The sequence below is a fragment of the Williamsia sp. z34 genome (assembly GCF_059553395.1).
The window spans coordinates 816,416-842,191 of the sequence record NZ_JCANWW010000001.1; the positions used below are offsets into that span (position 1 = coordinate 816,416).

Annotated in this window: 19 protein-coding genes and 3 pseudogenes; 12 read left to right on the forward strand and 10 right to left on the reverse strand. The window is 60.7% G+C overall.

The genetic code is table 11. The features are described 5' to 3' along the window. Positions 1–46 precede the first annotated feature (46 nt). Positions 47–496, reverse strand: coding sequence for a hypothetical protein (locus AC51GT_RS03885; protein WP_496327924.1), 450 nt, complete (start codon positions 494–496; stop codon positions 47–49). Between the two features lie 1,347 nt (positions 497–1,843). On the opposite strand from AC51GT_RS03885, the gene AC51GT_RS03890 reads away from it, so the two are divergent. From AC51GT_RS03890 to AC51GT_RS03900, 3 genes are all read left to right on the forward strand, one after another. Then, positions 1,844–2,503: a hypothetical protein gene (locus AC51GT_RS03890; protein ID WP_496327925.1), complete on the forward strand. Its 660-nt coding sequence runs from the start codon at positions 1,844–1,846 to the stop codon at positions 2,501–2,503. 191 nt (positions 2,504–2,694) lie between these two features. Beyond that, a complete protein-coding gene (locus tag AC51GT_RS03895; RefSeq protein WP_496327926.1) occupies positions 2,695–3,360 on the forward strand; it encodes an HAD family hydrolase in 666 nt (221 codons plus the stop codon). A 231-nt stretch (positions 3,361–3,591) separates the two neighbouring features. Next, the gene (locus AC51GT_RS03900) at positions 3,592–4,218 is read left to right on the forward strand and encodes a class I SAM-dependent methyltransferase (protein WP_496327927.1); all 627 of its coding nucleotides are present in this window, start codon (positions 3,592–3,594) and stop codon (positions 4,216–4,218) included. Between the two features lie 1,732 nt (positions 4,219–5,950). Here AC51GT_RS03900 and AC51GT_RS03905 read toward each other — a convergent pair. Both AC51GT_RS03905 and AC51GT_RS03910 read right to left on the reverse strand, forming a co-directional pair. Further along, positions 5,951–6,796: a hypothetical protein gene (locus AC51GT_RS03905; RefSeq protein ID WP_496327928.1), complete on the reverse strand. Its 846-nt coding sequence runs from the start codon at positions 6,794–6,796 to the stop codon at positions 5,951–5,953. 415 nt (positions 6,797–7,211) lie between these two features. Then, a complete protein-coding gene (locus AC51GT_RS03910; RefSeq protein WP_496327929.1) occupies positions 7,212–8,231 on the reverse strand; it encodes a hypothetical protein in 1,020 nt (339 codons plus the stop codon). Positions 8,232–8,293: 62 nt separating this feature from the next. Between AC51GT_RS03910 and AC51GT_RS03915 the strand changes: the two genes are divergently transcribed. Then, positions 8,294–8,830, forward strand: a complete 537-nt coding sequence (locus AC51GT_RS03915; RefSeq protein ID WP_496327930.1) for an ABC transporter permease — start codon at positions 8,294–8,296, stop codon at positions 8,828–8,830. A gap of 42 nt (positions 8,831–8,872) precedes the next feature. Here AC51GT_RS03915 and AC51GT_RS03920 read toward each other — a convergent pair whose 3' ends face one another. From AC51GT_RS03920 to AC51GT_RS03930, 3 genes are all read right to left on the reverse strand, one after another. Further along, on the reverse strand, positions 8,873–10,402 hold the full coding sequence (locus AC51GT_RS03920; protein WP_496327931.1) for a hypothetical protein: 1,530 nt from the start codon (positions 10,400–10,402) through the stop codon (positions 8,873–8,875). Beyond that, positions 10,341–11,960 carry a hypothetical protein gene (locus tag AC51GT_RS03925; protein ID WP_496327932.1) on the reverse strand — a complete coding sequence of 540 codons (1,620 nt, stop codon included), beginning with the start codon at positions 11,958–11,960 and terminating at the stop codon, positions 10,341–10,343. The genes AC51GT_RS03920 and AC51GT_RS03925 overlap by 62 nt, the downstream gene beginning before the upstream one ends. A gap of 214 nt (positions 11,961–12,174) precedes the next feature. After that, the gene (locus tag AC51GT_RS03930; RefSeq protein ID WP_496327933.1) at positions 12,175–12,756 is read right to left on the reverse strand and encodes a hypothetical protein; all 582 of its coding nucleotides are present in this window, start codon (positions 12,754–12,756) and stop codon (positions 12,175–12,177) included. A gap of 207 nt (positions 12,757–12,963) precedes the next feature. On the opposite strand from AC51GT_RS03930, the pseudogene AC51GT_RS03935 reads away from it, so the two are divergent. From AC51GT_RS03935 to AC51GT_RS03955, 5 genes and pseudogenes are all read left to right on the forward strand, one after another. After that, positions 12,964–13,344: pseudogene (locus AC51GT_RS03935) on the forward strand (DUF6924 domain-containing protein); the annotation flags it as partial. Between the two features lie 210 nt (positions 13,345–13,554). Further along, the gene (locus AC51GT_RS03940; protein ID WP_496328009.1) at positions 13,555–13,932 is read left to right on the forward strand and encodes a hypothetical protein; all 378 of its coding nucleotides are present in this window, start codon (positions 13,555–13,557) and stop codon (positions 13,930–13,932) included. A 205-nt stretch (positions 13,933–14,137) separates the two neighbouring features. After that, complete coding sequence (locus AC51GT_RS03945) at positions 14,138–14,773, forward strand: DUF6461 domain-containing protein (protein WP_496327934.1); 636 nt, start codon at positions 14,138–14,140, stop codon at positions 14,771–14,773. A 537-nt stretch (positions 14,774–15,310) separates the two neighbouring features. Next, the gene (locus AC51GT_RS03950) at positions 15,311–15,667 is read left to right on the forward strand and encodes a hypothetical protein (RefSeq protein ID WP_496327935.1); all 357 of its coding nucleotides are present in this window, start codon (positions 15,311–15,313) and stop codon (positions 15,665–15,667) included. Between the two features lie 121 nt (positions 15,668–15,788). Then, a pseudogene (locus AC51GT_RS03955) lies at positions 15,789–15,944 on the forward strand (ATP-binding protein); the annotation flags it as partial. 1,065 nt (positions 15,945–17,009) lie between these two features. Here AC51GT_RS03955 and AC51GT_RS03960 read toward each other — a convergent pair. Continuing rightward, complete coding sequence (locus tag AC51GT_RS03960; protein WP_496327936.1) at positions 17,010–18,251, reverse strand: hypothetical protein; 1,242 nt, start codon at positions 18,249–18,251, stop codon at positions 17,010–17,012. A gap of 16 nt (positions 18,252–18,267) precedes the next feature. Beyond that, complete coding sequence (locus AC51GT_RS03965) at positions 18,268–18,846, reverse strand: hypothetical protein (protein WP_496327937.1); 579 nt, start codon at positions 18,844–18,846, stop codon at positions 18,268–18,270. A gap of 970 nt (positions 18,847–19,816) precedes the next feature. Here AC51GT_RS03965 and AC51GT_RS03970 point away from each other — a divergent pair. Continuing rightward, positions 19,817–20,042, forward strand: a pseudogene (locus tag AC51GT_RS03970) (transposase); the annotation flags it as partial. Positions 20,043–20,227: 185 nt separating this feature from the next. Here the strand turns inward: AC51GT_RS03970 and AC51GT_RS03975 are convergent. Next, entirely contained in the window at positions 20,228–21,304 is a 1,077-nt protein-coding gene (locus AC51GT_RS03975) for a hypothetical protein (protein WP_496327938.1), read from the reverse strand. 28 nt (positions 21,305–21,332) lie between these two features. After that, positions 21,333–21,470 carry a hypothetical protein gene (locus tag AC51GT_RS03980; RefSeq protein ID WP_496327939.1) on the reverse strand — a complete coding sequence of 46 codons (138 nt, stop codon included), beginning with the start codon at positions 21,468–21,470 and terminating at the stop codon, positions 21,333–21,335. Positions 21,471–22,601: 1,131 nt separating this feature from the next. On the opposite strand from AC51GT_RS03980, the gene AC51GT_RS03985 reads away from it, so the two are divergent. Beyond that, positions 22,602–22,886: a DUF4190 domain-containing protein gene (locus AC51GT_RS03985; protein ID WP_496327940.1), complete on the forward strand. Its 285-nt coding sequence runs from the start codon at positions 22,602–22,604 to the stop codon at positions 22,884–22,886. Between the two features lie 199 nt (positions 22,887–23,085). Further along, positions 23,086–24,888 (forward strand): GIY-YIG nuclease family protein, encoded by a 1,803-nt coding sequence (locus AC51GT_RS03990; protein ID WP_496327941.1) that lies wholly within the window; start codon positions 23,086–23,088, stop codon positions 24,886–24,888. The last annotated feature ends 888 nt before the right edge of the window (positions 24,889–25,776 follow it).

Genomic DNA, 25,776 nt, shown 5'->3' on the forward strand with positions numbered 1-25,776 from the left:
TGTGCAGGCGCTCGACAATATGAATGCGTTGAGTGATACGCAGTGTTCAGGGCGCAATAAGGCAACCAGGGCCGACCGGAGTGGCGGGTTTGACCTCGATGACTTCCACTGGTCCACCCGCTGACGTTTGGTACGCCATGATGGCATGCTGCCCGGGGGTCGTTGGAGTCCACACGGAAAAGGCGTGATCGAATACCACGGGATTCACGAAATACGGGTCGACGGTATCCCAAATCATGTCAGACGGAAAGAATTCTGCTGCCTGGTTGTAGTCAACGAAGGAAACGCCGGCGTCACTAGGAGACCCGGGTGAGTTCGCTGTCTTTGCCACCACCAAGTACGCACAGCCACTGCCATATCCAGCGGTGGGGAAACTGATTCCGGGCACCACCGTGACATCGACGACGTCAGCTCCGGCCGACGGGCAAAAAGCTGCGGCGGCCGCCAGTGCGGCTCCTGCGATAGAGATGACACGAGTTGTTCGGAATGGCTTCATGCCTGTGAGTCGATAACACGTCGTTGTTCGTTACTCACCTGAACTGACTTGACGGAAAGCGTACTCGTCTCATTGGACCCAACAGTTTTCCAGGTAGGTCCGGCATTACTATAAAACTGTGTACGGCCGCGTCCTCTGAGGGGATGAAATATTTGCATTGTTGCATCCATAAATTGCTGCGCGCGGCGCCAACCGGCATCAAGTGGGAAGCCACTTCTTAAGGAATCTGCGCTTGCGGAAAGACTTGCCGGTGTTGGCGAGGCCAAAGCGCTTCTTTCGCAATTGGGGACTTCAGATTAGAGGCGTGTTCGATGCTGATGATGAAACGCATCGCGAGTAAGTGAACCGGCAAGGTAAGCCACATGCAGTGAGGCCAATTGTTCCCAATGACCGCTGCTGGCGAAAAGGTCTGCTGCACAGTTGGATCGGCTACTGCCAGTAGTTGCTTTCGGCGCAGATCGGCTCGGGTCGACCTTTCCTAAGCGTCAAAGGGACCCGGCGCTGAGGAGGTGGGCGGACATGATCGAAGCCGGCGGTAGGAGCTCGCCGAGCTCCTCGAGGTGTCTGGCCAGGTCCGCAGCGGACATTCTCAGCCAATCACTTCACCGCTTTGCGGCTGACCGGTGTAATTGGCTGGCGGAATTAGATGGACCGACCACTGTGAATTGAGGATCCGTGCACGGCCCGCGATCGACCGTACCTCCACCCGTGCCCGTTGTTACTCCTTATTGGTTAGGCCAGAACCCTTTTCCCTTGTGGGCACTGGCGGCCGGGGCGCGAAACCGCGGGCCCATACCTCGCGTACCGCGACGGCGACTAGCACCACACCCAGGGTTTGGGAAGTGCCGAGATGAAGGGTGTCGAGGACACCGGGAGTACCTAACAACAACAGCCCAAATGCCACACACGGTGCCGCAATCGTTACAGTCCCCCGCAATACTTGACGTGCCGATACTGCCTCAATAAAAGCAGCGATGAGCACCACAGCAATCGCAATCACAGACCATAGCTCAAGCTCGGTCCATGGGTCGTCGTACGACGACGAGCCCGTGAAGTTCGCGATGGCCACCGGCGACGTCGGGATCGGGCGGTAGGCCGCCCAATTCCCCGACCACCCGGAGAAAGAGGTGGCGCCGAGATGGCTACTGGCACCGGTCCACGTGATACCGCCCGCGAAAAGAGTCACCACTACGAAAACCCACCACGCACCATGGCCAACGATACGGGTGAGCGCGAACACGCGATGGCGGGTCATGGCTTAGTCTTACCGGAACCTCGTGATTTTCACCATGATAGCGAGGCATGGTTCGATGCAGAGTCGCCGCGATAGCGGATAGTCTGTACGCGATGTACATCCTGGATGTTGAGCGAAAAGTCCTCGCGCGGTTCTCGAACTTTGTGGCTCCCGAGGATGCTGAGGCTCTGCGTCGGCGTACGCCGATCTGGCGGGACCGGTTCGATAACTTCATTTTTGAAGCCACCCTTTGGGCGGTGGATGAGGGCGCCGCGAACTCGTTCTCGTACGCTTGCGAGCATTTCAAGGCAGCGCACCAGGAAGATGCGGCCGCCGTTGGTGAGCCAGTGCCACCTGTTCCGCCAACCGTCACCGAACACGTCGACCGCATCGTCTCGCGGTGGCGGCCTGGTCAGCACGTCCCAGGGGCTATAGACCTACCCGCAGAGGAGGCCCAGCTTCGCGATGAGCTGTATCTGAGCCTCGGTGGCGACCGTGGTGACGGGCTGGCGGCAGCGGGTAGTCGCCTGTGCAGCCGCATGTGGTCGGCACGTATCGCAGACGGCTTCGTTCACCCCGCGATCGGCGGACACATCTGGAACAGCAACGCAGGTAGCTTCGGCGGCGACGTTGCCGAATCCGGCGGCCCGCTCATCGCCGCGATCTACGCTGTCGCTGATATGACGGGACGGTGGCAGAGAGAACCGGAAAACCGTCCCGACATCGACCGCGAGATCACTGGCCTCGCACATACTTTGGGTTGGAAGCCTTAGCAGCCGATAGCGCCTCGTCGAGGGTCTCGTGCGTTGGCATACCGTCTGTCGCACAATGCATCTACTCGTCCTAGTGGACTGGTAACGAGACGTGTTGAAGTGAGACGAGTAGACCCCGCCCAGGCTAAGCGGGCCAACGGTGAGGTTGTTTCCATGTGTGGACGCCGAGACCTCGTCCTACAATCAGGGGCATGGGGGAGTTGCCGTTGCAGGTGAGTGCGATCGTCTTCGACTGTGATGGCCTCCTGCTCGATACGGAGACATGCTGGTCGCGCGCCGAGGCGTCGTTGTTCGCCGATTACGGGTACGGGTTCGGGCCTGCGGAGAAGGACCTCCTGATCGGGCGAACGCTAGAGGCTGCGTGCGCGAACATGGCTGACTACATCGGGCGACCAGGTACTGGCCCCGAGTTGCAGGCGGCCCTGTTGCCACGGGTAGAGCAAGAGCTCGCTGCCGGAGTCGAACCTATGCCCGGTGCCGTCGAGCTGTTAATCCTTCTGGCTGGCAGGGTGCCGCTCGGGGTGGCGACCAACAGTCAACGGGGCATGCTCGATGCGTCGCTCGCCGCAGCATCGATTGCCAACTTTTTCGCGGTCTCTGTGGCCGCCGACGAGGTCGCACTACCCAAGCCGAATCCGGAACTGTACCTTCGAGCGTTTGAGCAGCTGTCGGCCTCACCACAGACTGGCGTCGCACTCGAGGACTCGTCGACCGGCGTCGCAGCAGCGCGAAACGCCGGTGCTTACCTGATTACCGTTCCATCTCAGCAAGGAAAGAACCTCGACGGAGATCTCGTTGCTTCCGCACTCGATGACCCTCGTATCGTCGAGTGGGCGCTGACCGTCGACGCGATCTGACCGCGCGGGCCGGTGACTCCATTTTCCGGGCGGTGGCCGTTGGCTGAAGTGGCCGCGGAGATCGTTGCCTGAGGCTGCCGGCGTGGATATGAACGCCGGGCGCGTTCGGCGGATTAATTCACGAAATATCTAGTGAGACGAGTCCTTTCATCTGCTTGAACTCGCCCTACTTAACTGGTAACGGGACGTGTTGAAGTAGGACGAGTTGTCGCGGTCGGTACCCTCGTCAAGGTGAGTCGGTCGATTGAGCCACGCTGGAACCACAACATCCACTATCACCGGATTGTGCTTGACGCGATACCTGATTATGCGGTCTCCGCACTCGATGTCGGAACGGGTGACGGCCTCCTCGCCCGGGACCTGGCCCACCGCGTACCTGACGTCACTGGTATCGACCTCGACCGAGACGTCGTGGATTCTGCTCGCGCGGAGTTCAACGGAATCGACTTTCTCATAGGCGATGTCATGACCTACGAGTTCCGCAAGCAGTTCGACGTCGTGGGTTCAGTGGCCACGGTGCATCACCTGGACAGCTTGCCAGCTGCTCTATGTCGTCTCGCTGACCTCACCGCACCCGGCGGGGTCTTGGTGGTAATCGGGCTATCGCGATCGACGCGATTGGGCGACTTCGTTATGGATGCTGTTGGCGTGATCCAGCACCAGTGGCTGTCTTGGCGTCGCGGGCTGTGGGAGCACTCCGCACCGACAGTGTGGCCGCCGCCGCACTCGTATGCACAGGTTCATCGGGTGGCCGTCGCTGAGCTCCCAGGTGTCTCATGGAAAAGGCTTCCGCTGTTCAGATACGCGCTGGTCTGGCACAGACCCAGACTGAGTGCCGGCGAACGAAACACTCAGTGAGCCGGGACCATTCGTCTCCTTGAACTCGTCCTATTTCCGCACCGACAATAGATATTACGTCGCCTCGGAATTGGAGAACTCGCATCCCGTCAGCGCTGCCTTGAATCCGTTCGCCTCCGGTTTCGGATGTGCTTGTTGCCTCAGTCGCATTCTGTGGCGGTTCGCCGAATGGTGATCGTTGCTCCGCTTACGCTAGGGGATCGGGCGGCTGGTGTCGGATGTGCGTGGTTGCTTTCTTGGTCTCACGGACCTGTCGAGGGTTGATTTGGAGGCGGGTCGGGTGACCAGTGTTCGTCATGTGACGGACCTCGGCTTTTCGGCGCACAGGCAACTTTGCCCGTGAGAAATCCGTTCAGTGGCGTGATGGGCGCGGAGCGGGGCTCGATCCGTGCTGAGTGGCGTCGGCAGTCGGGGCACGGCGCTCAAGGTTTGCCGCTCACCAGATCGGGTGCGGCGGCGGCAATTTCCCACTTGTGTCTGGCCCAGAGGCATATTCGCCCCGAGGTTATGGCCGCTCGCTGAATCGCAGATCTGGCCGCCGAGGCAGGGTTGATTGCTGAATCTCCTGCGTACCCACTGCGTACCGGGGTGCACAGCCTTTACTTTAGCCATCCTAAGCACTGCTGGACCTGCGATTTTGGGTCCCCAGTCAGACTCACTCAGAACGGGCGTTCGTCAGATCTCCCGCATATCCACTGCATACCGGGTCTGTTAGCAGGCCTATGCACCGCTTGTGACCTGCGGTTTTGTGCCCCCGGTCAGACTCGAACTGACACTGGACGGGTTTTGAACCTGCGGTCGTGGATGTTTGCAGATTGCTGGCGTTGTTGAGGTTTAATGGATCATTCAGTGGGGGAGCAATATTCGCGTTTGTCCCATTGGGCGAGTGTGGGTGATTTCGGTGCTGCTGCGTACTCTCTGCGTACCGGGGAACTGTAATGCTCGATTGGGGCGGCGGCCGATAGCGTAGATTACGTCGGGTTACCGCTTGAGGTGGATCGGGTGTGTCTACGTGGGGGTCGACGCGCGTGGCGGTTCCGATGTCAGGATTTGCCTAGCCCAGCTCGGCGCAGCAATGACGGGCCTACGGCGGCTAGGACCGCAGTGCCGCCAGCGAGTAGGACTCCGATTCCGGCGGCTCGACGGGGGAGACCGTTGCGGGCGGCTGCTACGACTACTGCCGCATCTACGAGGTCCATCGCGATACCGGCCTGTAGTACTGCTTGCCTAACGGTCTGGTCAGGGTGGAGGGCTGCAGCGCCAATGACGATCTCGCGAACGCCGAATGCTTTGATCCAGATGCCGCGGTCTGGTCCCGGGTAGTCGACCCCGAGGGCGCGGTGAACGCGTGTTGGTGCCGGTACTGTCGTCGCACCCCATACGATGCGGCCGACGCCGATCGCGGTGGGTACTGTCCGTTCTGCGTATCTTGTCTGGTTCACGGTCTTCGTTCTTTCACTGTCCAGTTCGGAGCCATAGAAGGTTGTGCCGGGGCCGGGCCTTCCCGTCAAGTCGAACCGCAGCTCTACGTCACTGACCCGAATCATCCGCGTCTGGTCCAGCCTCGGCTCGACCGTAAACCCACCGACAAGAAAGCGGCGCAGCGCCTGCTCGACCAGTTCGCCACGTCCGGCACCAACCGGCTCGTTTGATCCTCACGCGGAGACGGCGGGAAACCTCAGGCGACGAACGCTCGGGCGTCGTCAGGGGGAGGAGGTCGTCAGGGAAAGACTCAGCTTCTGCAGAAGGCAGCTGCGACTTCGGGCGGAAGTCCGTTGAGAAGATCCTGCGCAGGCACGGCGAGGACCGGATCGTCGGCGAGCCAGCTCGCTGCCGGGCAATCGGTCAGGAGAAAGCCCGTCTCCGGGGCGGCAGGACCTCCATCGGTGAACGCACCCAGAACGTGCTCCGAAAGCTGCGCCGCAGATCCGTAAGTCGAGGCGCCCACCGAGAAGTCCGGCCCGAACGACGCGGAAGCGTTGAACGAACGATCGTCGCTCCAGCCCCACTTCGTTCCGACAACCCCCGCCAACAGTGCGGTTCCGAAGTTCTGCGCGTAGCCGTCGGCGGCCGTGTCGTAAGCCGATGACATCGCGGCGAGTACCGGCGAATTCGGGTCGGTGCGTTTCTTCGTTTCGAGATAGGTCACCATGTCGTGCGTCGAGGTGGTCCCGTTCCCCCAGTACCCGGCCACGTGCGTATCCGTGAGACCGAACTCGTCGGCGATCGTCGAGATCGCCTGCGGGTACTTCGCGTGCAGACGATTGGCGATCCCGTCGTTCGACGCCCGGATCATCTCTGTGGCGTCGGCGTGGTCGGCGGGATCGCCGTACCGGAAGACGTATTCCGCGAGATACAACTTGACGATCGACACACCCGCACGGGATTCGTGCTCGTTGACCGTTCCCGCGCGGAATCCGGTGGGCGAATGCGCGAACGAGATCTGGGTGCTGCTCGGCGCCACAATGGCCCCGTTGTCGTCGAGAACCGGTGCCGGTGCCGCCGCAGCGGTCTGGACGCCGGATGCAGCGAGCGCGGTCAGAGCGGCGACGGTCAGGGCCTGTGCAAGGGAGCGCATGAAAGCGATCGTAGTGCCTCATGAAGCTTCAGCGGGTGGGACACGGCATCAACCATCACGGCCCAGCCGTCCTCGACCTGGTCACTGGAAGAGCCTGTGGTCATGAGACCGACGAGCCGGCGCCCACCTGCGAGCAGATGGCGCAGATCTTGCTCGTCGACGGTGGGGTAGCCAACGCCGCCACGGTGTGTCCAGTCTGCGGCATTCGTGCTCCCAAGATTGTGATCGACCCGTCTGCATGTTGATCCCGATGACTTCATCGACATCTCCCAGAGTGCTTCACGCTCAGTGGTCAGCTATCTGTCTCCCAGTGAAGGACGAACCGCCACTCTCTCAACCAGTAAGCCTGACCTGTGTCCAACAAGGAATGGGCCTCCGTCGGCCCACACATCATCAATCCAGCGGAGAGGGGCTGTTAGCTCTGTACCCATCCATCGTCGTGGCGTTGCCATAGCGCCGGTTCGTCGTCGATGACGGTGACATTTCTGTTGAGCCACCAGGTGGCATCGGGATTCCAGCCGGCGAGGACGGTGGCGCCGACAATGCTGCCCAAGGGGATTGCGATGCCGGGTGTGGTGAGGTATCCGTGCAAGGTGAGATGGACACCGTCGAAGTCATTGGCTACGGCTACCCAGTCCGGGATGTGCCAGTGGCGATGTTCGCCTGTCGTGCGAAACCAGTCGTGGCGTCTGGATTCAGGGACGGCCAGGGGATAGGTGTCGACCAGATGGGCCCAGTCCGTAGGGCTTGTGATTTCGTACACCCGCGGATTGTTGCGTGCGTGCACTGCCCAGACGCGCGCTTCTCCGCACCCCATGGAGTCTTCTCGGAGCATCAGCTCCAATGAGCCGAGCCATTCGCGTGTCCGGCTGGTTGATAGTGCGCTGCTCGGGAGCGGTGTCGACCACCATTCACCGCTGACATTGACGTCTGGGTGTTCGGTTCTGCGGGTTGTGAATGCTGCTTCCCAGTCCACAGTGTGTTCGCGCCAACGGTCGAGTCCAGTCGAGTCAGGGCGGTACGGCATGGTCGATTCGGGCCACTGATCGCCCGAGCATCGGTGAACTACGAAAGCCTGGGAGTTGAGGTCGACGGGGGCGGCCCACCACGCCGCATGCGGGGATGCCAGGACCGTGATGGCTACTGGGTGTAAGGCGGCTGTGACTTCTGGCCGGGCGAAGATCACCTCTTTGTCGTCCGGTTCTTGCCAGTAGCGAGCGCAGTCCGCGGCGAGCTCCAGAGCCTCGAGTAACTCGTACTCAGATAGTGCGGGGATTGCTTGAAGATCAACCCCCTCAATGACTTCGCCGGCATCCTCGGCAGTGCGGGGCCTGCGTCCGCCGGCCACGCGCTTATCGGAGCTGCACAGGTATGCGATATTCGCGCAGAAGAAACGTCCTCGCGGCGAGGCGAGAACATGCACGACTGGAGTCATTGCGCAACTCTGCGGCAGATGGACATTCCGATGTCCGGTGAGGGCGTCAGAGATTATTCCTGGTGGCGCTGGCTGATTGCTGGCGCAGCGATGATCGGCAAACGCCCACCGTGCCCACCGTTGTGGTCGAAGTAGCGACGAAAACGTGGTTATACGCTGCAGGCGTGTCGGTGCTGAGAGCAATGTGGTGGGGAATGGCCCTGGCAGCGGTGGTGTTCACTGCCTGGTCTTCGACGTCTCCGATATCTGAAGTGTCGCTGTCGTGTTCGAAGACCGGCGACCTGGGACTCGCCGGCGACCAAGCGTCGTTTCAATGCGATGATTCGATCGTCCACGTGCTGGGTGTGTGGCCGCTGGTCCAACTTGGGCTGTTGCTGGCGGTGCCACCGGTTGTGGCGGCTCTTGCGATGCGACGCTGGGTCTCGTGGCTCGTGGTCGCAACATTCTTCGTCTTGACGTTCGTGGCTATAGCGAACTGGGCGTCATTCTGGATCCTTCTCGGGTTTGCTGTCCCGATGGCGCTCGTTGGTATGGTCGTCGCCACCGTGCAGGGGGTTTCCTCACCCAGAGTGCACTCGAAACCTAGTCTGGCGCAATAGCTTGAGCTATCCTGCCGCGCAGTCGACTACGGCGTCGGCACGTCAGTTCCGTTCTGTTGCAGTCACTTCGACGTTCTCTGGCCACGCCATGGTGGTGCCGAGCTGGACAATTCTCTCGAGTTCTCCTGAACTCGTGAGCCAGATGGTTCCGTGGTCGTCGTGCGTCAGCTCGGGTTGGGATGTGAGGACAGCCGCGGTGTGTACCGGTTGTAGGGTGGCGCGGTCGAGGATGGTCAAGAGCCAGAACTGTCCTCGGCTGCGGTCGTAGACGGTGGGACCATCCAGTGGCCACCACGAGCGACTGGTTGTGTCCGGCGGGTGGCCGATGGTCCAGATGTGATCGCCGAGGGCGCCGGCTCGGAAAAAGCGGCGCGAGATGTGCCGTGCGGCGCCGGCGGTCAGGTCAGGTGTGATGTCGGTGAACGTGTCCTCGCACGCGATCGTCAGTGGATTGCCGAGCAGGCACAGGTCGGACGCGTAGGCGTCCTTCGCGGTTGGTAGTGGCGGGCCGATCTGGCATGTGCCGGTCAGGGCGATCCGGACCAGTTGATAGCGCTGGGAGTTAGTGGTTTTGGTGTGGCGAAGGAGAACGGCGAAGGTGTCTGCGTCGGCGACGGCGGCGATTGGTGAACCTTGCGGGGTGTCGATGACTTCGATCGGGTCGCCGTCGGGTGTGTGGATGAGCCATGGCTGTGTGGTGGTGCAGGCGAGGAACGCCTCACCGTGTACGGCGCCGACAGTGGCCGGGGCTGTGCTGACCTGGCGGCCGGTCTCGGCGTTGGCATCAACCCGGTAAGTGCCATCGAGTCCGCTGATCCAGCAGCCGGTGGGTGTGGCCCAGATCGACCGGTGCGATGCCACGGCCGCGGGAAACAGATGAGTTGCGAGAACGCCGTTGCCGCTCAGACGAATGACTGTGGGAAGTGCCCGGTCCAGAACCCACACCTGGGTGCCGTTGGCCGAGATATCGCCGGCAAGCAGGCTCGGCCGAAGCGGCAGCGGGGGAACGTCATCGAGTTCGAGCGTGACCAGGACCCCGATCTCGGCGCGGGACAGCGCGGGTGGGTCGTCGTTGAACATACGCTCGTCGGAGAAGAAGCGTGGGGAGCGGTCCACCGTTCGGTAGTCGCGGCGTTCGGGTACCGGTGCCCACCGCTCGCGGGTGTCCACCCGTTCCCAGTACATGCTGATGACCTGGATGCTGGTCACGCGGCCGCGAACCCATCCGGTGGCGTCGATCCCCATCACCCCCATGAAACGCCCGGTCACCTCGACTCGCCCGGTCAACGGGCGTGAACCGCGCCAGGTGGCCGTCCACCCATCCCCACGCAGTAGCCCACTCCATTGCCAACCGTCGCGCCGTTGCATCGGTGGTCGTGGTGACGGTTCGAGCGTGCCTTGGACTGTGACCGCATCGGGCGCGGTAGCCGCGGTCTCGGTGAACAGCAGCGGGAACGACGTCACCGCCCCGACCTCGGGTGGATCGATTTGACCGTCTTCGATCGCGAGCTCATCGACCAACACGATCAATGTGCGCCGATCGGTCGTACCTTGAAATACGTTGGTGCTCATCGGGTATGCCCCGAGCGGAGGTTGGTGCGATGGAATCGGTGATCGCGGCGGCGACGTCGACCCGCTCTGGGCGGCTCGGACACCCGGCGGACAACCGGTACAACTGGCCTCGGTCACTCACCCACACCGTGGAGGATTGCGCGGTGACTGAGCGGGCATTGTCGACTCGCCAGCTGGCTTGCACTGTCAGGGTCGAGGGTTCGACGATCGAGAGTATCGGTATGCGGGGTAGTGCGCTGGCGGGATCGGTTGGTTCGGGTAGTGGCCACCAGGGTGTGATGGGGTCTGCGCTGGAGCGGTAGGTGAGAATCCAGGCGAGGTCACCGAGCGCGCCGCCGTCGACATGTCTTTTGGGTTGGTGGGTGGCTGGGCCGAGGGTGAGGTCGTGAGTGACGGTGGCGACGGCGCCGCCGTGGAACAGGCGCAGCGGGGTGCCGGCAAGAAATGGTCGCCGGCCGCGGCGGGTCGGCGTTGGGAGATTTGGTCCGCGACGGACCTGCCCGGACCGCGTGATCTGCACGAGTTGTAGTTGTCGCTTCCGAGGGGTGGCGGTGCTGAGTACGACGACGAAGTCGTCTGTCTCGCGGTTGATGCCGGCGCAGTAGAGTTCGCCGTCGGGGAGGTCGAGTGGTTGCGCAGGGAGGTCGGGCGTGTGCAATGCCCAGTGGTTGTTGCCGTCATGCGCCAGGAGTGTCTCACCGCTGACCGCTGGGGGGAAGGTAGCTCCTTGGGCGGTCCTGTAAGCGCCCGCCCCGGTGGTGATGCGATACAAGCCGTCTACGCCAGCCACCCAACATCCGGTGGGCGTCGCCGCGACCCAACGGCTCTGCGAGGCGTGCGCCGGCAGGACGTACTCGACGGCGTCGTTGCTGGTGGTGTCGAGACGGCCGACGATGGGGAGTTCGGTGTCGAGCACCCAGACTGCGTCATCGTCGACGGCCGAGAGGTGGCCGGGAATGATCTTTGGGCGCACCGTCTCTGGCGGTACATTGTCGAGATCGAGATCGATCAGGGTTGCGGTGTCTCGGTAGCAGGTGCCGTCGTTGTCGATAGTGGGGGCGCCGTCGTGGAATTGCGGCGCAGCATCGACATCGCGGTACCGGGAGGGTGTGTCGGCGATGGGCTCCCAGGTGCCGTTGTCGCCGGTGCAGTAGGCCTCGGAGATGATCCGGACACGGGTGATGCGTCCGCGGACGTGTCCTGGGTCGACATACAACGACGAGGAGAAATAGCCGGTCAACTCGACCGGACCAGTCAATGGTCGCCGACCGCGCCAGCTGGCGGCCCAACCATCACCGCGAAGAAGACCTCGCCACAACCACCAAGATCCGCCGGTACGGTCATCGCGGTATTCGTACGGTTGATTGTCTGCGAGTTCGAGCACGCCGCGCACCGTCACGAGTTCGGCGTCGCGCAGATTGTCGCTGGTAAACGGTTGGCCGGGCTCGGAGAAGGACAGTGGGAAGTCGGTGATCGCGCCGACGTGCGGTGGTGCCAGTGCTCCGTCACCGAGAGACGCCTCGACGACGCGGACCAGCAAACTACGAGGGCGCCTCATGTGCCTTTCTGCAGTCTCGACATGTCAGCACAGTAGCAAAGACAGCGCGACATGGGGCCGCGTACCGGGAGGTCTCGCCAGACGGCCTCTGGTTGGCCGTCGACAGCAGCGTCGATGGCGCGCCGTGAACGGCGGGCGTATGGCCTGAAATTGTTGTGTTGCAGTAACTCCCACGCAGATGGCCCGAGTAGGTGTGCCGTTCTTGACGCGATGGTCAAATCGATTCGGCGAGGTTTCCTGACTCGACGTATGGTGACCAGAATGGTGCTCGTACAACGATGGGGGACAATGTGTTTCGACCCTGACCGAAGGGCAGCTCGTTGGTCAGGTACTCGATGAGGTCGGACCCGTAGATGATGTCCGTTTGGTGCACCGAGAAGACCGGTGATCCGGTCGGGGAGGGTGACGCGGGGGTGAAACGGTGCTGGTAGATGGGAATCAGGGTCGGCCACGCCGCGAGTTCTCGATGCACGGTGGTGGCGACGTCGGAGGGCCTGGCGGGTAGCTCACCCCACGAGGACGGCCAGAACGGCAGACTCTGATTGAGTGCGTCGAAGATGAAGCCCTCAACGACACTGTCAAGCCAGGTGCTCAGTTCAAGGTCGCTGCTATCACGCCAGTTGGGCCAACCGTCGCCCAGCGGCAACGCTGTGGCGAGCAGACTGCGACGATCGGGGTTGAAGTGAAAGCCGAAGCGTCGGTAGATCGAATCGAACTCTGCGTCGGTGAGACCGGGGTCAAGGGTGACCTGCGCATCGTGCAGCAGAGCTGCTGCCGTCTGGCCCGGATCTTCCATTCGGAAAGGTTAGTCCAACGCGTACCGGTTGTGCAGCAAGCGTCGGCGCGGCGATGGTGGTGGGTCGACCCTCTCCGATTAGGCCGGGACGGGCCCCGACCGGCGTTGTTCGGGGAAGACTGAGTCGCGGATGATCCGGGCCACGCAGTCGGCTGACGAGGGCTGGTCGAGTTCCCAGTCTGATCGTCAGCCGATAGCTTGGTTGCTATGGGGCCTTTGAATGAGGAATCTGGGCGCGTGCAGGCTCTACGCGAGCTTCGGACGCGTAGTTCTGGATCGTTGCTGGTGCGGACTGACTTCTCCGATGACCAGGCGTGGATCGACATCCATCGTCGCGCGGCTGCTTCGGTCCTGGTCACTGGAGGCGATGAGTTCCAGGCCGACGTGCACATCATTGACGACCCGCAGTTCGAAGGTTTGGAGGCCGCGGAACTGGCTGCTGCCGGCGGCGATTGGAGCCTGGGTCACGTGGCCTTCTTGGTCGACGGGCCCGCTTTGACGCGGCCTTACCCAGTCGTGGCCGTCGAACTGAAAACAGGACAAACTTTGCGAGTCCTGCTTAACTCCCTGTGGGTTATCGAAAACAACTTGGCAGGGGGGAAACCCTTGTCTCAGTACGCCGAGAGCGCCATCGATGGCATCTACCATTGGCCCGCGGGCGGCATCTCCTTGGCACCGGACCCTTCTACGCCGGGGCAAAGCATTGACGGCTACTTCGACCCTCGCCGCTTTCCGGAGGACGATCCTAAACGTGCGCATAAGGCTCGGCACCGTCACGTTGCGCGGCTGGCCGAAGAAGTGTCCAGGCGAAGACTCGATGGGGCGCGCGTGGTCGAGGGGTTCGTAGGGTGGTTGTCCTCTCAAGGATGGACGGTCCGCACGGAGGTGAACTTCGTCGACGTCGTTGCCGAGAAGGATGGGCGCACGCTCTACGCCGAAGCCAAAGGCACCACCACTGCACCTGGCCTGGACGTCAATACAGCCATCGGACAACTAGTTACCCGGATGCCGACCGATTTCGATGAGCGTGCGTCGTTCGCGCTGGTCGTTCGTGACGAGCCTGGATCAGTCAAAGCGGCAGTGCAGGCACCCCAGCGGGTTCTCGATCTGTTGAGGATTTCGCTGTACGCGGTCGACGAGGACGGTGGAGTGCGGCAGCTGGCAGGCCGTGTATGAGTCTTGATGCACGAAATATGCAGTGAGACGAATGCTTTCAGCTGTTTTAACTCGTCCTAGGCAACCGGTAACGAGACGTGTAGAAGCGAGACGAGTGAACCACCAAAAGGGGCAACGTTCAGTAGAGGGTTTCGACTAACGTTGAAGTCTGAAACACCCGCTGCGCGTAGCTTGCGGGCCGGCGCCCGCCATAGATTGGAACGCTGTGAGTGCGAGTCCGACCGCTGAGGAATATCGCTGGCTCACCTCCGCAGCTCAATCACGCTGGTTTGAAATCGGATACTGCTTCACCTATCTGTCCGACAGTGTCCCTGCGGAGGTTCTAGATGCACTCGAGGCAGAAGGACGTTCAACCATTACAGGTCTAGACGATCTTCATGTACGTGCGGGTGATGCGTGGGATGAGCGAGGTGGCGGTCCCTTTGGGCAGACGTTAGTTGCCGCCACGGCGGTGGGGGCCGGGACCCTACTGGTAGAGAGCAACGGCTTCATCGGTGTAACGGAGGCGCTTATGAAGCCGTTGTCCCGAGGTCGCGAAATCGTTGCCAACTACTACGCGGTTGGCGGCCGATATCAATTTCTCTGGTGGATTGACGGGCAGCTCAAGTTGGGTTTCGACCCGCTCGGGCCTGGGATCAACAGGTTTGGTGCCGACCCCGATGCTCACGTCGAGGAAATGCGCGCAGCTGGGCTCGACGTCGATATGGGTCGGGATGTAACCGAAGTGCCGATTAACGAAGCTACTTTCGCTTTCGCTGAACGGATCACGCACGTGCGTATCACTCCGGCATTGTTGGGCGAAGCTTCGTGCGAACTTGGGCTGGTTCAGAACGCACACTGAGGTGCGGGTTGCCTTGATAGGCACCAGGTAGACCAGTTACGGGCAACGCGCAGATTCGAACGAAATAGCCTACAGCACAATCACTTTCACCCGTTTGGGCTCGACCTGATCCCATAAGGTAATAGATATCGTGTCAAGTAGAGCTTGACCGAAGTGTCTTCTAGTACTTGACGCATCCCGAGCGCTACCCGGATTCCCGATGGGTGGCAACGACTCACCTCGTCGATCTCATCGACACCCACAAACACGCCTACAGCGTCAGCGGCGCCGAGCTGGCCCGCCGCATCGGTGTCTCACGTTAAAACTTGAATCTCTGGCGCACTCACGGCGTGCGCGGACTGCCGGCCCGCACAACCCTCGACAGCATCGCCGCCGTCACCGGTCAGACGTACCGTGCAGTCCTCGAGGCCGCTCTGCGGGATGCGGGTTACCTCGATGATCTGCGCTAAGACCATAAACAGGCCACGCGGGCAACATCTATCAGGTGTTGTCGGGGTCGAATGCGACAACCGGACCACCGCCGAAAACGAGGACACGATGACCACTGACGGTAGCGATGATCAGCCGGCGACGTGGGCCGAATACACAGCCCGACAGCCTTCTGTCGCCGAACTAGACCGCTGGGCAGACAACCTGATCAACCGTGCCGGCCTCGTGAAACGCTTCGGGTGGGACGATTTCCGCCACACCTGGTCCAGCGGCGAAGTGACAGGAACGGCACTACTTCTGGGCGACCTGGATCTTTTGATGGCCATGAATGACACCGAACAATCCGCGCTCGACACGTGGGCGGCGAACCTCTGGGGAATCGACGGCGGACAACTCGACGCCGACAACGGCCTCGAACGCACCCGCGCCTGGTTCTACGCACTGCGGCAACGGCTCACCGAGTAACCTACCGAAAAGGGCGTCGCCTTCGCCCTGGTCGGCGACGCCGCCAGTATCCTCAGGTACTGGGGACTTTGACGCCCGAGTTGATGCTCAGGGACAGGTACCCGAGCCATTGGGCGCCAGACAACACATGCGTGAACACACCCGGTGCCGGCAGTGCTGGTCATTGATGACTTCGCGATGCGTGAGCACACCGCCACCGGATCGGACGATCTCTACGAATTGGTCTCAGACCCGGCGATTGCCGGGCAAACCGCTGATCTTGACCGGCAACCGCGCCCAGGTGCAGCGCGTTTCCGACAGGCTTGCTGAGTGTCCAGGATAGTCCGCGTTGGGGTTTCCGGACCGGACTCTGGTGGTCATTGCGAATAATTATGTTGCAAATAGATGGTTTTTGAGATCGTATTGGAAAGATTCCATGATACCCGACGTAAAATGGTCCCAACGATCGCAGGAGACTCCATCGTGAAGAAAATTATGCTCAGAACTGCGCTAACGTCTGTTGCGGCAGTGACATTGGGCCTGGCCACGACTGGAACTGCGTCCGCAGCTACGTTCACAGATCAGACGAATTATTTTGATCTATCTGTCACAGTGGCCGCCACGTCACTTAATGAGATAGCGATGACGGTCGCATATACACCGAAACCAGGTCGACCTCTCCCCATCGTTGTCAATGCGAATTGTGAGTTCACCGGGACCGCTATCTTAAATTTCCCCTTCGGCCCCAGTAGTTTCACGGCTAGCGTGCAGACGGACAACGCCACGACGGGATATGGACCGGTTGGCACTGTTGCACAGAGGCTGCAGTCAAACCAATTTTATTTAGTCGAGTGGCAATGCGCAATGGATGCTGTCTCAGTCCTCCCGGGTGCGGGCGACCCGACTGAGCAGAATCCGAATCTGGATCTTTATTACGTACAGGATGCCGATACCCAGGGGTCAACAACGGTGTTGACAGGCACAGCTAACCTTCAAGCGCCGACGCCGGGTCCATCAACTGGATGGCACGGGAGCTTCGGCAGTAGCTGACCGGAGAGCTATACCGGTTCAGCATCGAACGCGACGCGCGCTGAAATACCGACCCAGCAGGGTGGCGGAATGAACTCCCATGCGCGCCGCCTGCGATCGAGATAGCCGCGGTGCAGATATAACGCCAGCCAGTGCAATAGAGCTGCCGCGGCACCAGGCCCTCCCGAACCCGCGTCGCTCCCGCACAAACACCTAGACCAAGACAACGTCTGGGACCAACACTCCTCGAGGCCGGCCACCCCACCAGGTGGCCGGCCTTCTTTGTTTGTCCGCTGCGCGAGCACCTGTGTGGTGTCTGATCGGCGCAGAGTTGCTAGGTCACGCTCGCGCTGAATGGGTCGTAGTCGAGGTCGTACGGATATGGGGTGGGCCACATATCGATTCGGATCTGTTGCCCGAGTTCTTGTGGAGTTGGCGCGTTGTCCAGATCGATGATCGGTCCCGGTTGGCGCGTGAACGATTCCTTGATGCCTCTGGTAGTGACTTTTACGCCGTACGTGCCTTCCGAGATATCTAAATCCTGCAATGACGGCTCGATCCCAACGCTCATCGAATACCCAGCGAACAGAACAAACGGGGGTCCGTGGAACGTGACGACGGCTTCCTCCGATTGTTCCCAAGCCTCATCATCGTCCAGCGCAAACGTGGGCCGCTCTAAATGACCGACAAGCCGAACCGCAGCCCACTGCCCGCTCGCCCCGGCAGTGATTTCGAGGTGTCCATCGACTGCTGTGCGAATGAGACCAGGATCCGGCCCGTAGCCAGGGTTCGCGCCAACAGCGGTCAGAGTGATCACACCGTGATCGATGAGCACGCGGCCATACCTGTCCAGCGCTGACAATCGTTCATTGTCTTGGTGTTCCGGGAACCAAGGCTGGGGATCCACGGTCAATGACGAACCAGGTGAGGCATTAGATCTGGTGTACGTCACGCCGCGTCCGGTCGCTACGTCGTCGGTGTCGTCGTCATCGTTCGATAGGCCGGTTTCGATCGTGAACGTCTCTGTCATCAGGTGCAGGAAATCGGGCGCATCGTCGCTGAACGTTGCACATGCGTAGTGGAGTGCTTCGACCGCGGCCTTGAGTGGGTCCGGGTCAGTGGCGGCGATCAGTGCCCACACCGCCAGGTGCGGTGCCGAGACAATACGTGCGGTCACCGAGTTGTAGGGATTGCGGCGGGGTTCACTGCCGCCCATAACATTCGTGATCGCGACCGGAGATGTGCCAGATGCCACCTGGGACACATCGGGTTGGACATAGTCGTCAACCCAAGCCGACAGGACGTCGGCAGTCGGTGGCTGTTCACCGTTCAGTATCTGCCTCGGCGCAGCGGTGATAAATGGTTCGTCGTCAATACCGACCCGAGTGATGGCCTGACGCGCGCACCATAGCGCGAGGTCGCGCTGTTCCTGCGCCGATCGCGTGGCCAGAGCCGACAGAAGGCCCGGGGCCCACTTCTCCAGTCGGCCGACGCCCTCGAAATTGCTCACTCTGTCCGGAGCGGGCGATGACGCCCCCGGTCGATCGGCATGGCTTGCTGCAGGATCATCAGTCATGAGATACGCAGACGTCCTAGCCGTCGCTCACGTCGCGGACAGTGCGTGAATCTGGTTCTTGAATAGCGCTATTCGTAACCGGGTCCTCTGCAGGCCATATATCGATACGGAACTGCTGGATGAGTTCGCTCGGCGGTTTCTCGGTCTCTGATTCCATCGGAGCGTTGTCATAGATGAACTTCTCCTGAGAGTCCAACAGTCCCTTGGCCCGAACATGGAACGTGTACGTGCCCTCTTCGAGATCAAGACCATCCTGAAGAGCCCAGTCGATATCGGCACCACCACGAACGAGGGAATCTCCCACCATGAAAAACGGCGGGGCCGTGAAGGTAACCGTCACCGTGCCATCACTTTCCCAGGCCATATCGTCGTCGATCTGATCAGCCGCGGGTTCTCGGTCGTGAATGACGAGACGGACAGCCGCCATCGTTCCGTTGCTGACAACTCCGATCGCGAGATAGTTCTCGGTCGCGGCCACCAGCCCATCGTCAAGTTCGGGCCAGTCCACGTACTCACCATTGAGAATCGAAATTTGGGAATGGTCGATACGAATTCTGCCGTATGCCTCGGTCGGCCGGCCTTCGTCGGTGTTCATCACAGGACCCCACCCATCTCGTTCGCTACCGCTACCGTCACACCAATCTAGAGGCTGCGCGGTCACCCCTCCGGCTATTCGAAACACAACCGCTTCCACGGAAGCCTTAGGAATGCACCTAGCGCCGCCAGGCGGCGCTCGTCCAACGTAAAGGCAAGGGCGTTGAGAGCCCGATAGTTCCTGACTAAGTACGCCGCTGAACTCTAGGCGGTATGTTCGGCCAGGCCGGTAGGGTCGCCGGTATGAGTGCTCGGGCGATCCTGTCGTTGATGTTCGCTGTTGCGGTGCTGTGCGGGTGCACCAGCACATCTAAGAACGAGGACGACAGTTCGCCTGCGCAGTCGCCGGCGGCGAGCATGAGGCGCTGATCTATTCCGCTGTGGTCCGTCAACTCATCACCGTCGACCACACGTTCGGTGACGTGGTCTCGCGAGCTGCTTCGCCATTTCAGGCTGTGTACATCCTGGACGGTACGTCGTGAACAAGATCGGTGCACAGTGGCAGATCACGGACACCACTGGGCTGCAAAGTATCTCGTAACCGCCGCGGGGCGGTCGGAACGAGCACTAGCAGCAGCCGCTCTATTTTTGCAGACATGGCCGCGCCAGCGGACACATAGAAGGGCCGGCCACCTGGGTGTGGTGGCGAGCCATCCGGTCGTGTGGCTCCAGCTCGTCGACGCTGGGGGATCTCAATGCGGGAAGCAACTCGCCGCCAGTGCGTGCTGCCACACAAAGCTGCCTTACTTGAGGCACGCCTGTCAGCTGTCCGATTGGGCCTATGAGACCGAGCGCAGCTATGAGGTGCGGAGGTGGCTACGGTTCCTTCGTGGGATGAATTGATCGAGATGAACCGTGCGACCGCGCGTAGGACGATTCACCCAAGGTCAAGCCGTGTCCACAGGGGACTGCCCCCGGTTTGGTTGACATCTGACCTGTGAGGTTTTTCTCGCGGTGAAAGGATGTTCGTCATGCCAAAGCCGTATCCGAAGGAGTTCCGCGCCGACGTGATCGCTGTCGCTCGCAAGGGGTGAAGCACCGATCCGTCAGGTAGCCGCTGACTTCGGAATCTCGGAAACCTGTCTGCAACGGTGGCTCAGGATCGCCGACCGCGAAGACGGGATCGACCGCAGCGCGCTGCCGGCCGCGTCCGCAGTACCTGACGAGTCCGCCGAGCTGCGAGAAGCCCGCAAACGGGGGTGTCAGATGTTCTGTGTAAGTCCGTTGCTCATCAGTGAGAGGAAGATGTATGAGCATGGCGATAGAGGATCAAGAGGAGCTGAGCCTGAGTCAGGCTGGATGCCGATGCCCGCGCTGCATCATGACCGGTGATCGAAATGGGTTGTGTCGCTTAGATTGGTGTCGAAAATGGCTATACGTCTTCAGTCTTCGGCGTCGTCGAGGCGCTCTCGTTGTCGGACGCCGTAGGCCGCTTTTCTGACGGCGTCATCGTCTTCGAGTCCGGAGCCCAAGGCTCCGCCGATGGTTGCGATCGAGGCCAGTAGCCAGGACAACGTGAGGTAGTCGCCGATATCGACCGGATGCCTGAGAGTTTGGGAAAGGAGGCTCGGCGGAAGGGTGATGGAGGCCGTGAACAACATCAGGCAGAACAGGGCAATGTGAAATGCCACGACGCCGATGACCAGCGTCACGACGGTCGCGATGTTGTACAGGATCGAACGCTCGCGTTCGTCGGGGTTGTCGGGGCGCTCCCAGAGCTCGTGATCGATGATCAGCCAAAGAATCATCGCGGTGACGGACAAGATCGTTGCCGCACTCATGCGCCACGGTCCCATCAGGTCGGCGAATTGCCAGATGGTGCTGGTGGCCAACGCAATAGCGCCCGTGGCGAAAGCTCCGGCCATCGCCTTCGACAGCCCGTTGGCCAACCGCCAGGGCCGATTGGCCCGGACCATACCTGCGAGCAGACGGAACCGTCGCAGTCCTCGCGGTGCGAAGTAGCGAACACCGGTTCCGGCCGGCGCTGAGGATATTCGACGCAGCGCGTGCGGGGGTGACAGGTCAGGTTCATCGAATAGTTGCGCGACAACGAGTTCGGTGAGGATACTGACGCGTCGTTCGATGTTGATCCCGCCCAGCCCGACGATCGAAACGAGCGCAAATCGGTGGTCGGGGCTCACTTCGCCGACGATGGGCAGCGTGCCCTCGCGCCGCGGCAGATCTGTGAGATAAACAACGACATCGTCTTTTTCAGCGGCTGGGTCTACGGCGTCGATGACGTCTGCCAGCGCGGCTTGTTCATCTGCGAAGTAGGGTTTGGATCGAACAGTTGTCGTCCACAGACGCGGTCGCTCGTCGCGGCCACGCAGTCGTTGTGGGAGACGTTCAGCCATTCGGGTGGCCAGCTTGGTGGGTTCACCTGGGTCTGCGATGAGTAATATCGAGGCTGGCTCACCACCACTTTCATGACTGTTTCGTGACGATATGTCCGAGTCCATGGTGATCGCATACCCGATGACCGTAGGTTCAAACCAAGAGGCGGAGCATCCCGATCGTAGCGAGCCATTGCCGAGCGTCGTCTTCATTGTCCACGATCATCCCGCGGCTTTGGATGCGTGCGAGCTGCCCGTCGATGGAGAGGAACGGTTTCATCGGTGTGGTCACACTCTGAATATAAGTCCGGCCCGCTCCCGGAACCGGGGCGGGCCGAACGATTGAATCCATAGTACGAGGATGGCTGACATCGCCGCAAACTGGCACGTCAGGTAGCCCTAGTGGTCCGACCGGGTGACCATCCTCTGACATGACATATGTGTACTTGCGCTCGGAGTTGCCACCGCAGGGTCCCGGGTCACGCTACGGATAGATGGTGAACTCATCCACGCCTCTGATGGTCGACGTTTACTCAAGACCTTGCCTAACCCGCTGAGCATCAACGAGATTCGCAAGTTGACTGGTGTTCGAGCAGCAGCGACGCCAATGCCTTTGCCTCCACCGGCGGGGCCTCAGAGTGTGCAGCACAAAGTGCCCAAGAGTGGCCGGATCACGGTTGCGGGTCAGCGTATCCGGGTCAGCCCAACGCATGCGGGAACGATTGTGACGATCGTCGTTGACGATCACCATCTCCGTGTTCTTGATGGTCTCAAAGAGCTTTCCCCTGCACGCCCGTACCAATAGCAAACCGGTCTGGAACTTCAATGCCCACAGGCCCCACCGGCGGTAGAGATGTCTCGGGTACGAAACGTCAAACATGTGCTGAAGCCACACACGTCACATGAAGACAATCTCCCGAGGTAGCAGCGAGACCTTCACTACGGCTGCGTCACCTGCGCCGGTGCTGATCCAACTCACGTTGAGTCCCAACGTCCCATGTTTGGCTGAAATGGTTACCCACATACTCGACAAGCTTCTGTTCACGTTCGGGGACTGGAGCACCCTTGCTATGCGGTGAATCCTGCAACCGCAAGCATCCGTTCGGATTAACTAGTAAATCCGTTATTCCAGTGTGCTGCAACAATTCAGGGTGAGGATGAGGGCGTCGGCTCTGACTGCTATAAGTATGTGACGCTCCGAATCCGTTCGGTGAAATGTGCTGGTAGCAGGCACCTAACTCGGTCGCCCAGTTTCTCGAAAGGTCACTTTCTGTGTCAGACACACCACGCGGCGCCTCAACCGCCGGGCAGCCCGCCGATCTCGACAATTCGCGACTACATAGGGGTGATCCCCACTCTGGCTGCATCGCTTCTATCGTGCTCGCCGCAGGAATCGTGAAGAACCGTGCGAGGTGAGCACCAGATGCCCTTGCCCACCGATGATTACGAGGATGAGGACTTCGAAAATGAGTACATCGAGGATGACCTCGAGTCCGGCCGTCGAACAAACACATGCGCAATCATTGCGCTGTTCAGCGCGCTGATTGGACTCGCTCTTCCCGCCATCATCTTCAGCGTGATCGCACTGGTCGAAGTGCCGCGTCGGGACCACGAGACCGGCGAAGGTTTGGCGTTCGCAGCCTTTTTCCTCGGCATGCTCGAGGTGCTCGCCATGGGTTTCCTGTTCATTGGCTTCGTCGTCTACTAGCCCACGCCTGCTGATCCGATCAGAGACCCTTAGCGACTACTTACCTTGAGAAGTTCGACTCGTCTACGTCGTGTGTGAAATGTGGCTGTAAATTGCAGCCTGCGTGTTTCGACTCGACGCTGTCGAGATTTGGCGCCGACGTGTACTTGATCGCCGACGTGTACTTGATAGAGCCCTTGACTTGAATGGAGCGAGTTGTATGGCCAGCGACATTGGTTGCCCGGTAGAAGTCGAAGAGATCGAACCTACAGAGCTAGATTCAATCGACTTCACCTCTGGCGAACAGCAATACGTCTTGCTCGCCGATGACATAACTATGCCGTCGATCTTCGAGCACTCGACAGACTCCACTGGCGCCCGTGCGTGGATCCACACGGTCAACGACACGATCAAACTCAGCGTTGCGCCCGAAACCGAACCCATCGCCACCTGGGACGAGGATCAAGGTTGGATCCCCACCGCGACCGCACCGCCGGCGCGAGGCGACAACGTCGACACGAGCGGACCGGAGCCGGTCGATCTGGCGTACGACCTGCTGAGTCTTGGCTGGGAAGTCACGGCCCGAATCGAGACGCAATGCGCGACGGTGCGAGCAAAACCGCGGTTCGCGAAGACTGCTGGCATTACGACGAGGGCGTGGGAGGCACTCCGCGTCTTGCCTGGTTCGCAACTCGTCTACGTCTGGAGACGGCAAGTGGCCGGCGATGACTGGGCACTCGACGAATCTGAATCCGAATCATCGGGAATCGACCAATCGCGAGTGCTCGTCGACGAAGGCGACGCCTTCCTTTTGGCGCTGACGATCGCGCCGGATTGGCTCATGCCCCCGGAAGTGAACGACGAACCCGGGTGGCACAGCACGGGAGCAGCGGTAGCCGAAACGGAGCTCCCGAGGGACTCGTATGCTCCACTGTCTGAGCCTGATGCCGAAGAGATCGCGAAACGTAAAGCGGCACTGTCTGAATGGACAACTAAGGAAGAGATGGATGGTCCCTTCAGCGACCGCATCGCCGTCAAAGCCTTTCTCGCGTCGCGCAGCCCTGTCGGCCACTATGTTCTTGGTTTCCAAGACGGTGGTTGCTACGTCGGGGAAACGTCCAACTTCAACACACGCTTTGCCCAACACCAAAAGGCCTACCCAGGCCGCATCGAAGCGTTCTATCTCCGGTGCGATGAGAGTGCCGCCACGCTACCGCCCCGGAGTAAGCAACGAAAGCGTCGACTGCTTGGGGTGGAGCGCCAAATGATTCACGACGCACAAAAGAACAAGTTGTCCGCAAGCAATTTTCGAGAGATGGCCAACCCTCTGCACCCGTGGACCGGGTTCCTGGATCTACTGGATAAACCTGAGCAAATTGCGGACTGGTTCGTTCACCCGGACACAGCGAACCAGAATGACGTAACACCTTTCAAGCCTCTGAGTGTCCACGATTTTGGTGGCGCAGTGGACAAGATTCGGCAGTATCGAAACGACCCCGACTCTGAGCAAGTCAATCGAATCATCGAGGCGTACCTCCGCAGATGCGTGCCGTTTCCCGCGCGTACAGAGCTCGACAGCTGGGCGATCAGTTGCCTGCCGGCGGCTAAACGGGGCAAGGAGGGACCGTACAAGTGGTCTGTGATCGCATGTCTGTCGATCTCGAAGACGGAGGCACTGACGATTCTGCGTGAAGACTGGTCGCAGAAGGCAGTAGGTTTCATCGCCGTCAATGAAATAGAGGCTGGGCTCGCAAACGACGGCGGCATGATCCGGCTGGTGCGTCAGCACCCTGGCGTGAGCCTAAATATCGCCACCCATCGCGAGTTCGGGCCCGGCACGATAAACCTGCACGCGGCAAGTCTCGACAGTCTCGAGCAACTCCTCAACGACACGACGATCACTCGAGCGGCATCGACTACCGCACTACGACTGTGCAGGCTTGGTCCGTCGATCCATCGTGCCGTTCACAACCCATTCCTCGTTGACGACGCGTTGCGTACTGGGCGAACCTGGTCACGGTGAGGATGTAGTCGCCGGACTTGGATGTTGGTGGCGGCGTCCTAGCTACGCTCCGGAGGGTCTAACGTCTTCCAGTCCCTGAGCCCGCTAAATCTTACGGCTCAAGTCCGCATAGCGCGAACCATCACCCATTCAGCAACATTGCCGCGTGAACGGGGAGGGCGCTCCCGAAACGACGTTTCGCCCGGTATTCTGGCACTGCTGGGTTGAACCTGACGTCGTCAGGCTTGGCGCTTCTCCTGCTGATCGTGCTCGCGACGCTGTTCGAAATCTGTTCGCACGGTTCCGTCCTCGACGGAATTCGTAACACAGGAAGGACGGTGGTCACTATGGCCCGTAACGTTGCTGGAAGCTTGTTCACCTCATCTGCGCGCGTGCTCTCGTCGGTTACTGCCGGCGTCGCGGCCACGATCGCAGCGCCAGGTTGAGCCCAGCACCCACCTCAACGCCGTGGCTGGCAGGGTGGATACCTTACGTCTCGCCCGGGAACTAGAGTTCCCGTCCCGTTGGGGCTGCCTCGAAGACGTTCGACGTCGGTTGCAGATGTGCTCGTTGCCTCAGCTGTCCGTGGTGGCTCGACGAATCGTGATTGTCGCTCGGCGTGCGCCAGAGTACGAGCGGCTGGTCGCGGGTGTACTTGGTTGCTTTCTCGGTCTCACGGACCTGTCGAGGGCTGATTTGGAGGCGGGTCGGGTGACCAGTGTCTGTCATGTCGCCGACCTCGGCTTTTCGGCACACGGGCACTTTGCCCGTGAGAAATCCGTTCAGTGGCGTGATGGGCGCGGAGGGGGCTCGATTCGTGCTGAGTGGCGTAGGTAGTCGGGTCACGGCGCTCAAGGTGTGTCGCTCACCAGATCGGTTACGGCGGCGGCCATTTCCCAGCTGCGTCCG

What these genes read in the sequence shown, in the direction of transcription:
- AC51GT_RS03950 (WP_496327935.1), top strand. Translation starts at nt 15,311, where the DNA reads ATGACCACTGACGGTAGCGATGATCAGCCGGCGACGTGGGCCGAATAC.
- AC51GT_RS03975 (WP_496327938.1), bottom strand. Translation starts at nt 21,304, where the DNA reads ATGGACTCGGACATATCGTCACGAAACAGTCATGAAAGTGGTGGTGAG.
- AC51GT_RS03920 (WP_496327931.1), bottom strand. Translation starts at nt 10,402, where the DNA reads ATGAGCACCAACGTATTTCAAGGTACGACCGATCGGCGCACATTGATC.
- AC51GT_RS03990 (WP_496327941.1), top strand. Translation starts at nt 23,086, where the DNA reads ATGGCCAGCGACATTGGTTGCCCGGTAGAAGTCGAAGAGATCGAACCT.
- AC51GT_RS03960 (WP_496327936.1), bottom strand. Translation starts at nt 18,251, where the DNA reads ATGACTGATGATCCTGCAGCAAGCCATGCCGATCGACCGGGGGCGTCA.
- AC51GT_RS03895 (WP_496327926.1), top strand. Translation starts at nt 2,695, where the DNA reads ATGGGGGAGTTGCCGTTGCAGGTGAGTGCGATCGTCTTCGACTGTGAT.
- AC51GT_RS03910 (WP_496327929.1), bottom strand. Translation starts at nt 8,231, where the DNA reads ATGACTCCAGTCGTGCATGTTCTCGCCTCGCCGCGAGGACGTTTCTTC.
- AC51GT_RS03905 (WP_496327928.1), bottom strand. Translation starts at nt 6,796, where the DNA reads ATGCGCTCCCTTGCACAGGCCCTGACCGTCGCCGCTCTGACCGCGCTC.
- AC51GT_RS03965 (WP_496327937.1), bottom strand. Translation starts at nt 18,846, where the DNA reads ATGAACACCGACGAAGGCCGGCCGACCGAGGCATACGGCAGAATTCGT.
- AC51GT_RS03985 (WP_496327940.1), top strand. Translation starts at nt 22,602, where the DNA reads ATGCCCTTGCCCACCGATGATTACGAGGATGAGGACTTCGAAAATGAG.
- AC51GT_RS03885 (WP_496327924.1), bottom strand. Translation starts at nt 496, where the DNA reads ATGAAGCCATTCCGAACAACTCGTGTCATCTCTATCGCAGGAGCCGCA.
- AC51GT_RS03890 (WP_496327925.1), top strand. Translation starts at nt 1,844, where the DNA reads ATGTACATCCTGGATGTTGAGCGAAAAGTCCTCGCGCGGTTCTCGAAC.
- AC51GT_RS03930 (WP_496327933.1), bottom strand. Translation starts at nt 12,756, where the DNA reads ATGGAAGATCCGGGCCAGACGGCAGCAGCTCTGCTGCACGATGCGCAG.
- AC51GT_RS03925 (WP_496327932.1), bottom strand. Translation starts at nt 11,960, where the DNA reads ATGAGGCGCCCTCGTAGTTTGCTGGTCCGCGTCGTCGAGGCGTCTCTC.